This window comes from Streptomyces sp. NBC_00663 (genome assembly GCF_036226885.1).
Classification (GTDB): domain Bacteria; phylum Actinomycetota; class Actinomycetes; order Streptomycetales; family Streptomycetaceae; genus Streptomyces.
Genome location: NZ_CP109027.1, coordinates 5,454,976 through 5,468,511, shown reverse-complemented (window position 1 = coordinate 5,468,511; position 13,536 = coordinate 5,454,976). Strand labels below are relative to the sequence as shown.

The 13,536-nt window shown below is 72.2% G+C and carries 13 protein-coding genes; 4 read left to right on the top strand and 9 right to left on the bottom strand.

Going from position 1 to position 13,536, the window contains the following annotated elements:
• Positions 1–49: 49 nt before the first annotated feature.
• Both OG866_RS24930 and OG866_RS24925 read right to left on the bottom strand, forming a co-directional pair.
• Positions 50–2,401, bottom strand: a complete 2,352-nt coding sequence (locus OG866_RS24930; protein ID WP_329337954.1) for a serine/threonine-protein kinase — start codon at positions 2,399–2,401, stop codon at positions 50–52.
• 169 nt (positions 2,402–2,570) lie between these two features.
• On the bottom strand, positions 2,571–3,317 hold the full coding sequence (locus OG866_RS24925) for a VOC family protein (protein ID WP_329337952.1): 747 nt from the start codon (positions 3,315–3,317) through the stop codon (positions 2,571–2,573).
• Positions 3,318–3,452: 135 nt separating this feature from the next.
• On the opposite strand from OG866_RS24925, the gene OG866_RS24920 reads away from it, so the two are divergent.
• Positions 3,453–4,088: a TetR family transcriptional regulator gene (locus OG866_RS24920; RefSeq protein WP_079310070.1), complete on the top strand. Its 636-nt coding sequence runs from the start codon at positions 3,453–3,455 to the stop codon at positions 4,086–4,088.
• A gap of 114 nt (positions 4,089–4,202) precedes the next feature.
• Here OG866_RS24920 and OG866_RS24915 read toward each other — a convergent pair whose 3' ends face one another.
• The gene (locus OG866_RS24915; protein WP_329337951.1) at positions 4,203–4,670 is read right to left on the bottom strand and encodes a nitroreductase/quinone reductase family protein; all 468 of its coding nucleotides are present in this window, start codon (positions 4,668–4,670) and stop codon (positions 4,203–4,205) included.
• Positions 4,667–5,842, bottom strand: a complete 1,176-nt coding sequence (locus OG866_RS24910) for an acyl-CoA dehydrogenase family protein (protein WP_329344279.1) — start codon at positions 5,840–5,842, stop codon at positions 4,667–4,669. Before OG866_RS24910 ends, OG866_RS24915 begins: the two co-directional genes overlap by 4 nt.
• A 98-nt stretch (positions 5,843–5,940) precedes the next feature.
• Here OG866_RS24910 and OG866_RS24905 point away from each other — a divergent pair, with 98 nt between their 5' ends.
• Entirely contained in the window at positions 5,941–7,092 is a 1,152-nt protein-coding gene (locus tag OG866_RS24905) for a thiolase C-terminal domain-containing protein (RefSeq protein ID WP_329344278.1), read from the top strand.
• A 4-nt stretch (positions 7,093–7,096) separates the two neighbouring features.
• On the opposite strand, the gene OG866_RS24900 is transcribed toward OG866_RS24905, so the two are convergent.
• Positions 7,097–8,425: a hypothetical protein gene (locus OG866_RS24900; protein WP_329337949.1), complete on the bottom strand. Its 1,329-nt coding sequence runs from the start codon at positions 8,423–8,425 to the stop codon at positions 7,097–7,099.
• A 72-nt stretch (positions 8,426–8,497) separates the two neighbouring features.
• On the opposite strand from OG866_RS24900, the gene OG866_RS24895 reads away from it, so the two are divergent.
• On the top strand, positions 8,498–9,166 hold the full coding sequence (locus OG866_RS24895; RefSeq protein WP_329337946.1) for a pyridoxine/pyridoxamine 5'-phosphate oxidase: 669 nt from the start codon (positions 8,498–8,500) through the stop codon (positions 9,164–9,166).
• Here the strand turns inward: OG866_RS24895 and OG866_RS24890 are convergent.
• Genes OG866_RS24890 through OG866_RS24875 form a run of 4 tightly spaced genes read right to left on the bottom strand, consistent with a single transcriptional unit; the run spans position 9,118 to position 11,517 of the window.
• Positions 9,118–10,026: a GNAT family N-acetyltransferase gene (locus OG866_RS24890; protein ID WP_329337944.1), complete on the bottom strand. Its 909-nt coding sequence runs from the start codon at positions 10,024–10,026 to the stop codon at positions 9,118–9,120. The two genes, OG866_RS24895 and OG866_RS24890, sit on opposite strands and share 49 nt — an antisense overlap.
• Complete coding sequence (locus OG866_RS24885) at positions 10,023–10,631, bottom strand: GNAT family N-acetyltransferase (RefSeq protein WP_329337942.1); 609 nt, start codon at positions 10,629–10,631, stop codon at positions 10,023–10,025. Before OG866_RS24885 ends, OG866_RS24890 begins: the two co-directional genes overlap by 4 nt.
• Before the next feature lie 44 nt (positions 10,632–10,675).
• Entirely contained in the window at positions 10,676–11,071 is a 396-nt protein-coding gene (locus tag OG866_RS24880) for a Zn-ribbon domain-containing OB-fold protein (RefSeq protein WP_329337940.1), read from the bottom strand.
• Positions 11,071–11,517, bottom strand: a complete 447-nt coding sequence (locus OG866_RS24875; protein WP_329337938.1) for a DoxX family membrane protein — start codon at positions 11,515–11,517, stop codon at positions 11,071–11,073. The genes OG866_RS24880 and OG866_RS24875 overlap by 1 nt, the downstream gene beginning before the upstream one ends.
• A gap of 188 nt (positions 11,518–11,705) precedes the next feature.
• Between OG866_RS24875 and OG866_RS24870 the strand changes: the two genes are divergently transcribed.
• Positions 11,706–13,361 carry a subtype B tannase gene (locus OG866_RS24870; protein WP_329337937.1) on the top strand — a complete coding sequence of 552 codons (1,656 nt, stop codon included), beginning with the start codon at positions 11,706–11,708 and terminating at the stop codon, positions 13,359–13,361.
• The last annotated feature ends 175 nt before the right edge of the window (positions 13,362–13,536 follow it).

The window sequence follows — 13,536 nt, the reverse complement described above, 5'->3', positions numbered from 1 at the left end:
CGCCCCGGGCGTACGACGGCCGTCCCGCACAAGGCCCGATCGGGCCCGGTCAGGCCGTGCGGGCCGTCCCGGTGCCCTTCTCCGCGTCCAGCGCGTACACACAGCGGTCCTTGCTGCACGCGTACACGACGCCGTCCTTGACCACCGGGGCGCCGGTGATCTCGCCGCCGGTCGCCAGCTTCCAGCGCAGCCGGCCGTCGTCGGCCTTCAGGGTGTAGAGCAGATGGTCGGTGGAGCCGAAGTGGATCCGGCCCTCGGCGACCGCGGGGGCGCCCACGATGTCGCCGCCCGCCTGGAAGCGCCACTTGGGTGTACCGGTGACCGCGTCCAGCGTGTAGAGCCCCTTGCCGCTCCCCACGTGCACATGGCCCGCCGCGACCAGCACCGGCTCGATGGAGGACCGTGCCTCGGTGGCGATGCGCCAGCGGTCGCGGCCGTCGGCGGCGTCGAGGGCGTAGACCGTGCCGAGATAGTCGGCCAGGTAGACCCCGCCGCCGGTGACCGCGGGGCCCGGCACGAAGGTGGGCGCGCACAGGAACACGGCCGGCGCCTCGAAGTGCCACTTCACATGGCCGCTCGCCACGTCCAGCGCGAGGACGCGGGTGCCGGCGGCGACGTACACATAGCCGTCCGGCGCCTGCGAGACCCGTACCGGCACCCCGCCGCAGGAGGCCGCGTCGCCGATCGGGTACGACCAGCGCTCGTCCCCGGTGCGGGCGTCCAGGGCGCGCAGCCGGGCGTCCTGCCAGACGTAGACCGTGCCGTCGTGGAGGGCCGGGCCCGCCTCGGGGGACTCGAAGTCGGTCTGGGCGCCGGTGACCTCCCAGAGTTTGCGGCCGTTGGCGGCCTCCCAGGCCTGGACGCCGCCACCGCGGGTGCCGGTGACGACGGTGCCCCGGTCGGCCCTGAGCGCGTACACCCAGGCCTCGGTCTGGAGCCGCCACAGGTCGCCGCCCTCGCGGGCGTCCAGGGCGAACAGGGTGGGGCCGTCGGAGGCGTGGATACGGCCGTCCGCGACCGCCATCGACCAGGCGACGTCCCGCGTCTTGAAGCTGCGCCGGCCGGTCGCCACGTCCAGGGCGTGCACCTCGAAGGAGGTGACGTAGACGAGGTCACCGGCGACGGACGGGGTGCCCCACACGTCGTTGGACATACGGAAACGCCAGGGGCGCCAGCCGGAGGCCGTCTCGGGCGCGAGGGGCGGGGGCGCGGGTACGGCGGGGCCCACGGCACCGTCCGTGCCGTTGACTCCGGGGCGCGGCTTGGACCAGCTGGCGACCAGGCCCGCCTCGGGCGGCGGTGCCTTCACGGCGGCGGCACGGGCGTCGGCGACACGCGGGCCGGGCCCGATGGGCACGGGGGCGCTCGCGAGGCGTACCGGGCCGGTGTCGGGGGCGCCGACGGGGACACGGGCCGGGACGACCGGGTCATGGGAGGGCGGCGGGGGCACGGGGGCGGGCCGGCCGCCTCCGCTGCGTCCGCCGTGCCCCGGCTTCACGGCCGGGCGGCCGTTGCGGCGGGCCTCGATCAGGCCGACCGCCCGCTCGGGCAGCCAGGCCGAGGCCGTGCCGCTGTCGTCGGAGCCGGAGCCGAAGAGGTGCGGGGCCAGCTGGGCCTGGAGGTCGGCCGGGTTGGGGCGGCCGGTGGCCTCCATCTGCATACAGGACTCGATGAGCGGGCGCAGCTCGTCGGGGAGGCCTTCGAGGTCCGGGCCCTCGCGCAGCAGCATGAAGACCGTCTCGACCGGGTTGGCGCCGTGGAAGGGCGGGTGGCCGGTGGCGGCGAAGACCAGCATCGAGCCGAGCGAGAAGACGTCACTCGCGCCGGTGACGCTGCGGGAGTCCTTGGCCTGCTCCGGGGACATGTAGGCGGGGGTGCCGACGGCGACGTTCGTCATTGTCAGACGTGTGTTCGATACGCCGGAGGCGATACCGAAGTCGATCACCCGGGGGCCGTCCTCGACGACGAGGACGTTGGAGGGCTTGAGGTCACGGTGGACCAGCCCCGCGCCGTGGATCGACTGGAGCGCCTCCGCGACGCCCGCCGCGAGCCAGCGCACCGCCTGGGCCGGCATCGGCCCGCACTCGTTCACTATCTCTTCGAGGGAGGGCGCGGGGACGTACGCGGTGGCCAGCCACGGCACGGCCGCGCGCGGGTCGGCGTCGACCACGGCCGCCGTGTAGAAGCCGGAGACGGCCCTGGCCGCCTCGACCTCACGCGTGAAGCGGACGCGGAACAGCTGGTCCTCGGCGAGCTCCGTCCGGACCGTCTTGATCGCCACGCGCCGGCCGGACGCCGAGCGCGCGAGATAGACCAGCCCCATGCCGCCGGCACCCAGCCGTCCCAGCACCTCGAACGGCCCGATGCGCCGCGGATCGTGCTGCGTCAGCTGATCCACCACTTGCCTGCCACCTCCCCGTACGGGCCACGTCACATCCTTATGTACGCGACCCCGTGCAGCGTCTCACCACCGCACCGCCATGGCGGCACGCACCCTGATTCTTCCTGGCCGGAGGCCTGGTGGCGAACCCGGGCGCACATCGGGATGTCTCATCCCAAAACGGCAGCCTTCACCGGCCGGGCTCCCGGGACGGGCGCTCCAGCAGTGCGAAGGACGCCCCCTGATTGTCGGTGACGACGGCCGCTCTGCCGTAGGACGTCTCGAAAGGTGGCGCCTGGACCCGGCCGCCGAGCCGGTTCACCGTCCCGAGGGCGGCCTCGCACTCCGCGACCTGGAAGTGGACGAGGAAGTGCGGCGGCATCTCGGCCGGGAAGACGTCGGAGACGGGGGCGCGGCCGAAGTCGGGCACGGCGTCCGGCCCGAACAGGGCGTCGTGGAAGAGCCCGCCGTAGAAGGTGTTGGCGGCCTCGGTGTCACGCGAGTACAGCTCCGCCCAGCCGAAGGTGCCCACCTCGTGCCGGGTGCCGAAGCCGGGGTGGCTCTCCGGCTCCCACAGGCCGAAGACGGCGCCGTCCGGGTCGGTGACCAGGGCGCTGGTGCCGAGGTCGCCGACCGGCATGGGGGCGGTGACGACCTGCCCGCCGGCCGCCCAGACCCGGTCGGCCAGGCCCTCGATGTCGGGGGTGGCGAAGTACACCGTCCACACGGTGGGCATCCGCCCGTCCGTCTTGTGCGCGAGCGCGGCGACCGGCTTGCCCTCGTGCAGGGCCCACACGGCCCCGCCGTACCGCTGCTCCTCGAAGCTCCACCCGAAGAGCTCACCGTAGAACCGCTTGCCCGCCTCGACGTCGGGAAGCTGCGCGTCCACCCAGCACGGGACGCCCTCTCCGTACGCGGATGCCCTGTTTTCGGCCATACCGCCAAACTAACGGCGACTCACGCACCCCGCAGGACCAGGCACACCCGTCTCCCGAAGCCCGTGCACCCCATTTGCAGTCGGCCGAATCGCGCTCCGATCACCCCTCGGTAAGCTGACGGCATGACAGGACAAGTGCGTACCGTCGACGGCCGCGTGGCCGGCCGGCGTGGGCAGGCGACCCGGCAGAAGCTGCTCGACTGCCTCAGCGAGATGCTCAGCTCCTCCCCTTATCGGGACGTCAAAGTCATCGATGTCGCCCGGAAGGCGGGGACTTCGCCCGCCACCTTCTACCAGTACTTCCCGGACGTCGAGGGCGCCGTCCTGGAGATCGCCGAGCAAATGGCCACCGAGGGCGGGCAGTTGACCGCTCTGCTGGAGGGCCGGTCGTGGGTCGGCAAGGCCGGCTGGACGACCGCGCAGGAACTCGTGGACGGGTTCCTGGAGTTCTGGCGCAAGAACGACGCCATCCTCAGGGTCGTCGATCTCGGTGCCGCCGAGGGCGACAAACGGTTCTACAAACTCCGAATGAAGATCCTGAACTCGGTGAACAACTCCCTGGCCGATTCGGTGGCCGAGTTGCAGTCCAAGGGCAAGGTCGACAAGGACGTGAACCCGGCGGCTGTCGCCGGTTCACTGGTCGCGATGCTCGCGGCCGTCGCCTCGCACCAGAAGGGCTTCCAGACCTGGGGCGTCAAGCAGGCCGAACTCAAGCCGAACCTGGCGCTGTTGGTCCACCTGGGCGTGACCGGGAAGAAGCCGACGAAGTAACAGCGGCCCCTCTCCCGTCTTTTCAGACACCCCGTCCTGTCCGGCAGGCGGTGGTCCGTCCGGCACCCTCCGGACGGGCCGCCGCCTGCCTTCGTCATGCGGGAGCAGCTGTGCCTACCGGCGGGTGATCCGGAAGACGCGTATCTCGCGCTCCACCCGGGACTGATAGGTGGCGTACGGCGGCCAGAACGTCAGCAGGCGCTGCCATACGGCCGCCCGCTCCTCCCCCTCCAGCAGCCGGGCCCGCACCGGGATGTCCGTGCCCTTCCAGCTGATCCCGGCGTCCGGGTGGGCGAGGAGGTTGGCGGTCCAGGCGGGGTGGCCGGGGCGGCCGAAGTTGGAGCCGATGAGGATCCAGGTGCCGTCCGCCTCGGGCATGCAGGCGAGCGGGGAGCGGCGGACCTGGCCGCTGCGGGCGCCGGTCGAGGTGAGGATGACGCCCGGCAGCATCTGGGCGCTGAGGATGACCTTCCCCCGGGTGAGGCGGTGGACGGCCCGGTCGAGGGCGGGGATGACATGCGGGGCGACCTTGGCGAAGCCCCGCGTGGACGAAATGCGCTGCACCGTCTTCTCGCCGATCACACCGGCACCTCCGTCGCCGTGAACAGTGCGGCCGCGTCGGCGGCGTGCGCCCGCAGCCGATGGGCCGGCCCGAACAGCAGCTCGTCCCCGGCGGCCCGCTTGAAGTACAGCTGGACGTCGTGCTCCCAGGTGAACCCGATGCCGCCGTGCAGCTGGATCGCCTCACCCGCGGAGCTTCTGAGCGCCTCCAGGCCCTGCGCGAGGGCGAGCCCGCCGACGCGTTCCCCGTGGGCGGCGGCCCAGGCCGCGTAGTAGGCGGCCGACCGGGCCGCCTGCACCTGGACGTAGACGTCGGCCAGCCGGTGCTTGACCGCCTGGAAGGACCCGATCGCCCGTCCGAACTGCTCGCGCTGCTTCACGTACTCGACCGTCCGCTCCAGCACGCGGTCCGCGGCCCCGACGGCCTCGCAGGCGAGGACGGCGGCGGCGGCGTCCCCGACCCGGGCGAGCGCGCCGGGCACGTCCGCGCCCTCCTGGTCGCCGAGCGGCTCGGCTTCGACGTGCCGGAACTGGAGGCGGCCGAGCGCGCGCGTCGCGTCGAGTGCCGTCTGCCGGGTGCGGGCGAGCCCTTCGGCGTCACCGGCGACGAGGAAGAGAAGAGTGCGGGAGCGGGCGAAGCCGCCGGTGTGCGCGGCGACCAGCAGCAGGCCCGCACGGTGGCCGTCCGGCACCGGCGCGACCTCCCCGTACAGCGTCCAGCCCGCCCCCGCCCGCCGCGCCTGCACACCTCCCGCGCGTCCGCCACCGGCCCAGTCCCCGCGGTTGTCGCCGGTGAGGGCGAGGCCCGCGGCGGGGGCGGCGAGGGCGGCGGTCAGGGCGCCGGAGGCGATCCGGGGCAGGAGGTCGGCGCGCTGGGCGTCGGTGCCGAGGGCCAGGATCAACGGGGCGACGAGCACGGCGGTGGCAAGCAGTGGGGACGGCGCCAGTACGCGCCCCGTCTCCTCTGCCGCGAGGGCGAGTTCGGTGACGGAGCAGCCGACACCGCCGTACGCCTCGGGCAGGGCGAGGCCCGGCAGGCCGAGCTGTTCGGAGAGGGCGGTCCACAGGGCCGGGTCATGGCCGGCGGGGGTGTCGACGGCGGCCCGCAGCTCCTCCGCCCCGCAGCGCTTGTGGAGGAGTTCGCGCAGGGTGCGGCGGATCTCGTCCTGTTCGGCGGTGAAGCCGGCGTCCATGGCGACCCCTTCCCTCCGGATCTGACGGTCCGTCATATTAGGAGTGGTGGGTCGATAAGCACAGAGCGAGGGAGAGGTCATTCATGGCTGCCTCATTGATGACGGCGGGCGCCCGGAAGGTCGCCGTGGTCGGCGTCGCCCTCTCCGACTGCGGCCGGGTGGACGACGCGACGCCGTACACTCTGCACGCCCAGGCGGCCCGCCGCGCGCTGGCGGACTCGGGGCTCGACCGGTCCGTGGTGGACGGCTTCGCGTCGGCGGGCACCGGGGTGCTGGCACCGGTGGAGGTGGCCGAGTACCTGGGGCTGCGCCCCACCTGGGTCGACTCCACCTCGGTCGGCGGCTCGACGTGGGAGGTGATGGCGGCCCACGCGGCGGACGCGATAGCCGCGGGCCACGCCAACGCCGTGCTGCTGGTCTACGGCTCGACGGCGAGGGCGGACATCAAGGCGGGCCGACGGACCGGGAACCTCTCGTACGGCGCCCGGGGGCCGCTCCAGTTCGAGGTCCCTTACGGCCACACCCTGATCGCCAAGTACGCGATGGCGGCCCGCCGCCACATGATCGAACACGGCACGACCGTCGAGCAGTTGGCGGAGGTGGCGGTCCAGGCGCGGGAGAACGCGGCCCGGAACCCGGAGGCCATGTTCCGCGACCCGATCACGGTGGACGACGTCCTGTCCGGCCCGATGATCGCGGACCCCTTCACCAAGCTGCACTGCTGCCTCCGCTCCGACGGCGGCGCGGCGGTGCTGCTGGCGGCCGAGGAGTACGTACGGGACAGCCGGGCAACCCCCGTCCGGATCCTCGGCACCGGGGAACACGTCTCCCACGCCACGATGTCCGAGTGGCCGGACTTCACGGTCTCCCCGGCGGCGGTGAGCGGCCGGCTGGCGTTCGAGCGGGCGGGCGTGCGGCCGAGCGAGATCGAACTGGCGGAGATCTACGACGCGTTCACCTACATGACCCTGGTGACACTGGAGGACCTCGGCTTCTGCAAGAAGGGCGAAGGCGGGGCCTACGTCCAGGCGCGGGAGCTTCCCGTGAACACGGACGGGGGCGGACTCTCGGCCCAACACCCCGGCATGCGCGGCCTGTTCCTACTGGTGGAGGCGGTACGGCAGCTACGGGGCGAGGCGGGCGAGCGGCAAGTCCGCCGGAAGGACGGAACCTTGCCGGAACTGGCGGTGGCGTCCGGCACCGGAGGCTGGTTCTGCTCATCGGGGACGGTGATCCTGGGGCGGGGATGAACCGTCATCGCGACACCCTGATGACGGCCGTGTCATTGCCCGCGTCCGGGTCACGGCGGCCCACGTCCCAGGGGCCGAACGGCTTCTTGTTCTCCAGGGTCAGGGTGCCCTCGCCCGGATCGCCGAGGGTCATCGTGAACTCCAGGCTCTGGCTCTCCCCCGGCTTCAGGGACTTCACGTCACAGGTGTAGGTGAAGCCGTTGCTCTCGCAGTACGGCTCGTAGACGCCGTCGTCGTACTCCGTCATGGGCTGCTTCACCATCGACATGCCGAGCGGAGGCTCGAAGACGAGGCGGACCGGGGAGCCGACGTCCGCGGGGCCGTTGTTGTGGACCTCGATCTCGAAGGTCTTCTTGTCGCCAGGGTCGCCCTTCAGGTCGACCGCGGACACCTCGTAGTCGGCGTAGGTGTCGAGGACGACATAAGTGGAGCCGCCGCCCGCCACGAAGGCGTCGCCGGTGTCCTTGCCGAAGGGCCGCGGCTCAAGCGCCGGGCCCTCCCCGTGGTCGCCGCCCTTGTGGACCGTCGCGTAGTGGCCCGGGCCCATGTCCAGCGCCCAGACGTCCTTGCCGTAGGAGGTGTACATCCGCGTCTCGGGCGCGCGGATACCGAGGGCGGGGGCGAGGGTGACCGTCTCGCCCGGGTCCAGGACGAGGTCCGGGAACTCACAGACGGCGATGGTCCCCTTCTGGAGGCCCGGGTAGCGGCAGTTGGCGTACCGGGTGTCGAACTCCGTGCCGCTGACGCGCAGTTCCAGGCCCAGGCCGCGCGCCGGGACCTCGCCCGTGTTGCGGACCACGATCGGCTCGGTGAGACGGGAGCCGGGGCGGACGTCGTCCACCGACTCCGGCGCCACCGCCTCCACGACCGGCTCACCGACGACGAAACGGGTCCGCGCGGTGAGCTTCTCGCCGCCCTTGGTCGTGTACGTGTACGTCACCACCGCCGAGTCGCCGGCCTTCGCCCCCTTCGCGGCCACCACCTTGGCGCGGGGCGCGTCGGCCCAGTTGCTGTAGTCGCCGTCGACCTCGCAGGTGACGTGCGCCGAACTGCCGGTGCAGCCCCCGTACTTGCGGATCACGACGGTGTCCTCCGCGCCCTTGGGCACGTCCGCGGTGAGCGTGCGCGCGCCGGGACCGCCGGTGTCCTCCGCCACCAGGGAGTACGGCATCTTGTCGTGCGGGCCCGCCTTGTCGCCCGGCGGGCGGAGGTAGAAGACCGCGGGCGCGGTGATGGAGGGGGACGCGGTTCCCCCGGTTCCGGTGCAGGCGGTGAGGCTCGCGAGGAGGACGGACGCGGCGCTGAGCGCCGTACCGGACATGCGTTTCACCATCGTCTCCCCTGCCCCAGTGGTTCCACGCCCCAGGAAACACCCCCGCACCGCCGCGCAGGCGAGAATCGGGGCATGGAAACCCCGGATCTTCACGAGTCGCTGAGGTCGCTGCGGGTGTGGGACCCGGAGGTCACCACGCTGCCGGCCTTCGACCCGGCTTCCGCGCCCCCGGCGCCCCTGGCCCTGTTCACCACCTGGTTCACGGAGGCGGTGGCGGCCGGGCAGAGCGAGCCGCACACCATGTCCCTCGCGACCTCGGACGCGGCGGGCAACCCGGACGTACGGACCGTGATGCTGCACGGCGCCGACGCGGACGGGTGGGCCTTCGCCAGCCACTCCCACAGCCGCAAGGGCGGACAGCTGGCGGCCCGGCCGTACGCCGCCCTCGGCTTCTACTGGCCGGTGCTCGGCCGTCAGGTGCGGGTGCGGGGGCCGGTGACCGCCGCACCCTCCGTCGAGGGGCAAGCGGATCTGCACGCCCGGTCGACCGGCGCGCTCGCCGCCGCGCTCACCGGGCGGCAGAGCGAGGTCCTGGGCTCGGTGGAGGAACTGGCGCGCACCTCGCAGGCGGCCTGGGAGCGGGCGCAGCGGGAGCCGGACGCTCCCGTGGCGTCCTGGACGCTGTACCGGCTCGTCCCCGAGGAGGTGGAGTTCTTCCAGGGGGACGCCCGGCGGCAGCATGTACGGCTCCGCTACCGCCGTACCGAGGACGGCTGGACGCGGGAGCTGCTCTGGCCCTGAGACGGCCGCGGGGTGGAGAAGTCGTAGACCGCGAAGTCGGCGACCCCGCGATAGCCGACCCGCAGATACACGCCGTTGCTCGTCGCGTTGGCCAGGTCCGCGAAGAGCAGCACCTCCTCGGCACCGGCCTCCCGGGCGGCCCGGCTGACGGCGGCGGTCGCGGCCCCGGCGTAGCCGCGTCCGCGCAGCTCCGGCGGGGTGTAGACGGGGCCGACGCGGACCTGTCCGGCGACGCTCGGGTGCGCCGCGGCCAGGGAGACGGGGACGCCGTCCGGGGTTTCCCAGAGCAGGGCGCCGCCGTGTTCGACGCGGGCGTCGGCCCAGGCCTCGGGGTCGCCTGCGCCGGTCTTGCCGACGTCGTCGAGGAAGCCGTCGAACCAGCGCACCAGCAGTTCCCGGTCCGCCTTGCCCGCGATCCTGGCCCGGCCCGGCGGCATCGGGTCGGGCGGTGTCAACGCGTCCAGCCGGTAGAGGCGTTGGTGCTGCCAGAGGGCGACCTCGGCACCGGTGTGCCGCCGCCAGGCCTCGGCGAAGGCGACGGCGGTGCCGCGGTCGGCGGAGACACCGGGGAGCCGGTGCCCGAGGTCGGAGAGGTGCGCGGCGAGGGCGGCGGCCTCCTCGGCGGCGAGCGGGGTGAGCGTCAGCCAGTGGGGCGGGGTGCGGAACCAGGCCGCCCGGGGGGCTCCGTCCTGTTCCAGCACGCCGAAGACCGGCGCCTCGTCGCCGTACGCCCTGCTCCCGTACGTCCGCAGCCGCTCGGTCACCGTCAGCTGGACCGTGTGCAGCACCGGACGGGAGCGCAGGAAGGCGCCGGTGCGGGCGAGGAAGGCGTCGAGGTCCTCGGTGATGTGCCAGCTCATCGCGGATCCCCCGGTTCCGGGTCGCTCGCCAGCCGGGCGTGCAGATGGACGTCCCGGAAGGCGTCCATCCTGCCCGACTCGAACATCGCACCCCGCAGGGTTCCCTCGTAGGGGTAGCCGCAGCGCTCGGCGACCCGGCAGGACGCCTCGTGGCCGAGGGCGTGGCCCAGTTCGAGGCGGTGCAGGCGCAGCTCGGTGAAGGCCCAGCGGGAGGCGAGCACGAGGGCGCGGGCGGCGACCCGGTGGCCGCGGGCCTCGGGCAGCACCCAGTAGCCGACGCGGGCGACGCGCATGACGGGGTCGATCGCGTTGACGCCGAGGTGCCCGAGCGTCGTACCGCTCGCCGCGTCCGCGACGCGGAAGGACACGTTCTCGCCGTCCGCCATGCGTTCCGCCACCGCACGCAGTGAGGCGTGGGAGCTCGCGAGGTCGGTGACCAGTTTCAGCGGGGTGTTCCAGCGCCGGAACTCGGGGTCGGCGCGGGCGCGCAGCCAGGTCGCGGCGTCGGCCTCGGAGTCCGGGTCCCAGGGGCTCAACCGCAGCCCGTGTCCGAGCACTTCGGGGGCCGGGTGGGGACTCGGGGTCCGTGCGCGTGTAGGAGCCATCGGGCCATTGAATACCGCGGCGCCGCAAAAAAGGGGGCCGTCGATCATCCCCGGGGCCGGAACACCGGGATCCCGTCGCGGAAGCCGGCCTGGAGTTCCATGCCCGCGCACAGGGTCTCGGGCGGGGCGTCCACCACCTCCGTCATCATCCGCGGTCCCTCGGCGAGTTGGACGACCGCGGCGATGTACGGGGTGCGCTCGCCGAAGGGCGGCAGGTCGTTGCGGTGGACGACGGACCATGTGTAGAGCTCGGCCCGGCCGCTCGCCGGCCGCCATTGCACGTCCTCGCTCCAGCAGTGCGGGCAGAACTCGCGGGGGTAGTGGTGGGGGCGGTCGCAGGCGCGGCAGTGGCGGATCACAAGGGTGCCCTCCGCCGCCGCGTCCCAGTACGTACGGGTGAAGGCGTCGGCCTCGGGGACGTTGTGCCGCGCCGCGCTCATCAGAACCAGCCCAGCGCGCTGTCCAGCGACCATGTCTGCCAGGACATCCCGAACAGGCCGACCACCGAGATCAGCGCCATCATCGAGTTCTGCCCCTGCTCGGCCCAGTCGTGGATCATGAGCGTGAAGTAGAGGGCGTTGAGCAGCAGCCCGCCGACCAGGGCGACGGGCGTGAGCAGACCGAGGACCAGACCGAGGCCGAGGGCCAGTTCCGCGTAGGCGACGACGTACGCCATCGTCTTCGGGCGCGGCGTCACGACCACGTCGAAGCCGCTGCGGACCGGGGTCCACCGGTGCTTGGCGGCGATGTCCGCGGCCCAGGTGATCCCGCCGCCCTCGAACCACGTCTTCTTGTCCTTGTGCCGCCAGCTCTCCAGCCACCACAGCCCGAGACCTATGCGCAGGACGGCCAGCCATTCCGCACCGGTGAGCCAGATCGTGTCCATGAGATCTGACGGTACGTCAGATGGACCGGCCCCGGAAGACCGGAGTGCGGGTGAGAGGAGATGAGAGAAGCCTGTGCGGCCGCTGAGAATCTGAGCAGTCCCTGAGAATACCCACGGATTGTTGGCAATTTTGTCCGCACTCTGGATACGTTCGCTTCCGTAAGCAGAAGCCGCCGAGGGAGCCAACCGTGAAGCACAGGGCAATCAAGCGCAGGAACGTCGTCATCGGCATCGGCGCGACGGCGGGCGCCGCGGCGGTCGGGGGCATTGCCCTGAGCGCCGGCGCGGCGACCGACAGCGCCTCGGACAGCACGGACGACAGCCTGGTCTTCGACCCGGACGGCTACACCAAGGTGACGGCCACGATCGCGGACGCCGCCGGCACCGACCACGAGGTGGCCTACCACTTCTGGAAGGCCCTCACCTACGTCGCCAACCCGGTGGACGAGGAGTACCAGAGCCTGAACGTCAGCGTTCCGGTCGAGATCGACGGCAAGGCGGTGGACGCGTCCGACGCGCCGATCCTCTTCGCCAACCATGTCGGCGGGTACATGCCCTCCTCCGTCGCCTCGGCCACCGGCGTGGGCGGCGGCTCGACCGGCATGCCGACCGGATCCGGCGGTGGCGGCGCCTCGGCCAGTGCCTCCCCCAGCGCCTCGGCCTCCGCCGGCGGCACCGAGTCCGGCAGCTCCGCCCAGCAGAACGGCGGCAAGATGGTCGACCTGGGCACCCTGGCTCTGGCGGCCGGATACGTCGTCGTGGAGCCCGGCGCCCGCGGCCGCACCCTCACCAATTCCGCCGGCGAGTTCTACGGCACCGCGCCCGCCGTCATCGTGGACCTGAAGGCCGCCGTACGGTACGTGCGCTTCAACAAGGGCCGTATCCCCGGCAACGTCGACCGGATCGTCTCCACCGGCACCAGCGCCGGCGGCGCCGTGTCCGCGCTGCTCGGCGCGTCGGGTGACAGCCCGATCTACGACAAGTACCTCAAGGCGGCCGGCGCCGCCGACACCTCGGACGCGATCTTCGCGACCGGCGCCTGGTGCCCGATCACCGACCTGGAGCACGCCGACGCCGCCTACGAGTGGAACTGGGGCACCAACGCCCTGAGCACCGGCAAGCAGGTCGACCAGACGGTGTCGAAGGAGCTCAAGGCCCAGTTCGCGGAGTACCAGGCGGGCCTCAAGCTGCGCGGCCTGAACGGCTTCGGCACGCTCAACGCCCGCAACTACGACGAGTACATGCTCAAGCAGTACATCCAGCCGTCGGCCACCACCTATCTAGCGGCCCTCTCGGACGCCGACCGCGCGACCTACCTCGCCGCCAACACCTTCATCACATGGGACGGCAAGAAGGCCACCTTCACCTGGGCCGACTTCCTCACCCACGTGGGCGCGCGGAAGAAGGACGCCCCCGCGTTCGACCTGTTCACGTTCCCCACCGACTCGTCCGACGCGATGGCCGGTGACATCAACAACGAGTTCGGCACGGGCACCACCCAGTTCCGGCACTTCACGGCGTACAGCCTGAAGCACGTCAAGGGCAGCAGCGCCCGGCTCGACAGCGACATCCCCGAGAAGCTGCGGCTGATGAACCCGATGTACCACCTGGTCGACAAGCCCAACGAGGGCCGCACCAAGCACTGGTGGATCCGCCTCGGCACGAAGGACTCCGACACCTCGCTGACGGTCTCCGCCAACCTCGCCGCCGCCGCGAAGGGCCTCGGCGACGACGTGAACCACCTCTACTACTGGGACCAGGGCCACGGCGCCAACACCGACCCGGGTGACTTCATCACCTGGATCGCCAAGGTGACGGGCTACAAGGCCCCGAAGAAGAAGTAGCCTCCTGCCTCACCCCCCTGAACGCGGTGCCGGTTTCCCGTCATAAAAACCTGGCCACCGCACACCACGGCGCCGAGCCCCTCCGCGAGAAGCGGGCTCGGCGCCGTGGCCTTTCTCCGCGGGCACGCGCGCACCGGCCCACCACAACCAGGCGTCCTACGCCACGAGCCCCACC

Bases quoted from the DNA above. Each gene is read 5' to 3' on its own strand.
- OG866_RS24925 (WP_329337952.1), bottom strand. From the start codon at position 3,317: ATGGCCGAAAACAGGGCATCCGCGTACGGAGAGGGCGTCCCGTGCTGG.
- OG866_RS24880 (WP_329337940.1), bottom strand. From the start codon at position 11,071: ATGAGCGCGGCGCGGCACAACGTCCCCGAGGCCGACGCCTTCACCCGT.
- OG866_RS24875 (WP_329337938.1), bottom strand. From the start codon at position 11,517: ATGGACACGATCTGGCTCACCGGTGCGGAATGGCTGGCCGTCCTGCGC.
- OG866_RS24910 (WP_329344279.1), bottom strand. From the start codon at position 5,842: ATGGACGCCGGCTTCACCGCCGAACAGGACGAGATCCGCCGCACCCTG.
- OG866_RS24890 (WP_329337944.1), bottom strand. From the start codon at position 10,026: ATGAGCTGGCACATCACCGAGGACCTCGACGCCTTCCTCGCCCGCACC.
- OG866_RS24905 (WP_329344278.1), top strand. From the start codon at position 5,941: ATGACGGCGGGCGCCCGGAAGGTCGCCGTGGTCGGCGTCGCCCTCTCC.
- OG866_RS24885 (WP_329337942.1), bottom strand. From the start codon at position 10,631: ATGGCTCCTACACGCGCACGGACCCCGAGTCCCCACCCGGCCCCCGAA.
- OG866_RS24895 (WP_329337946.1), top strand. From the start codon at position 8,498: ATGGAAACCCCGGATCTTCACGAGTCGCTGAGGTCGCTGCGGGTGTGG.
- OG866_RS24900 (WP_329337949.1), bottom strand. From the start codon at position 8,425: ATGGTGAAACGCATGTCCGGTACGGCGCTCAGCGCCGCGTCCGTCCTC.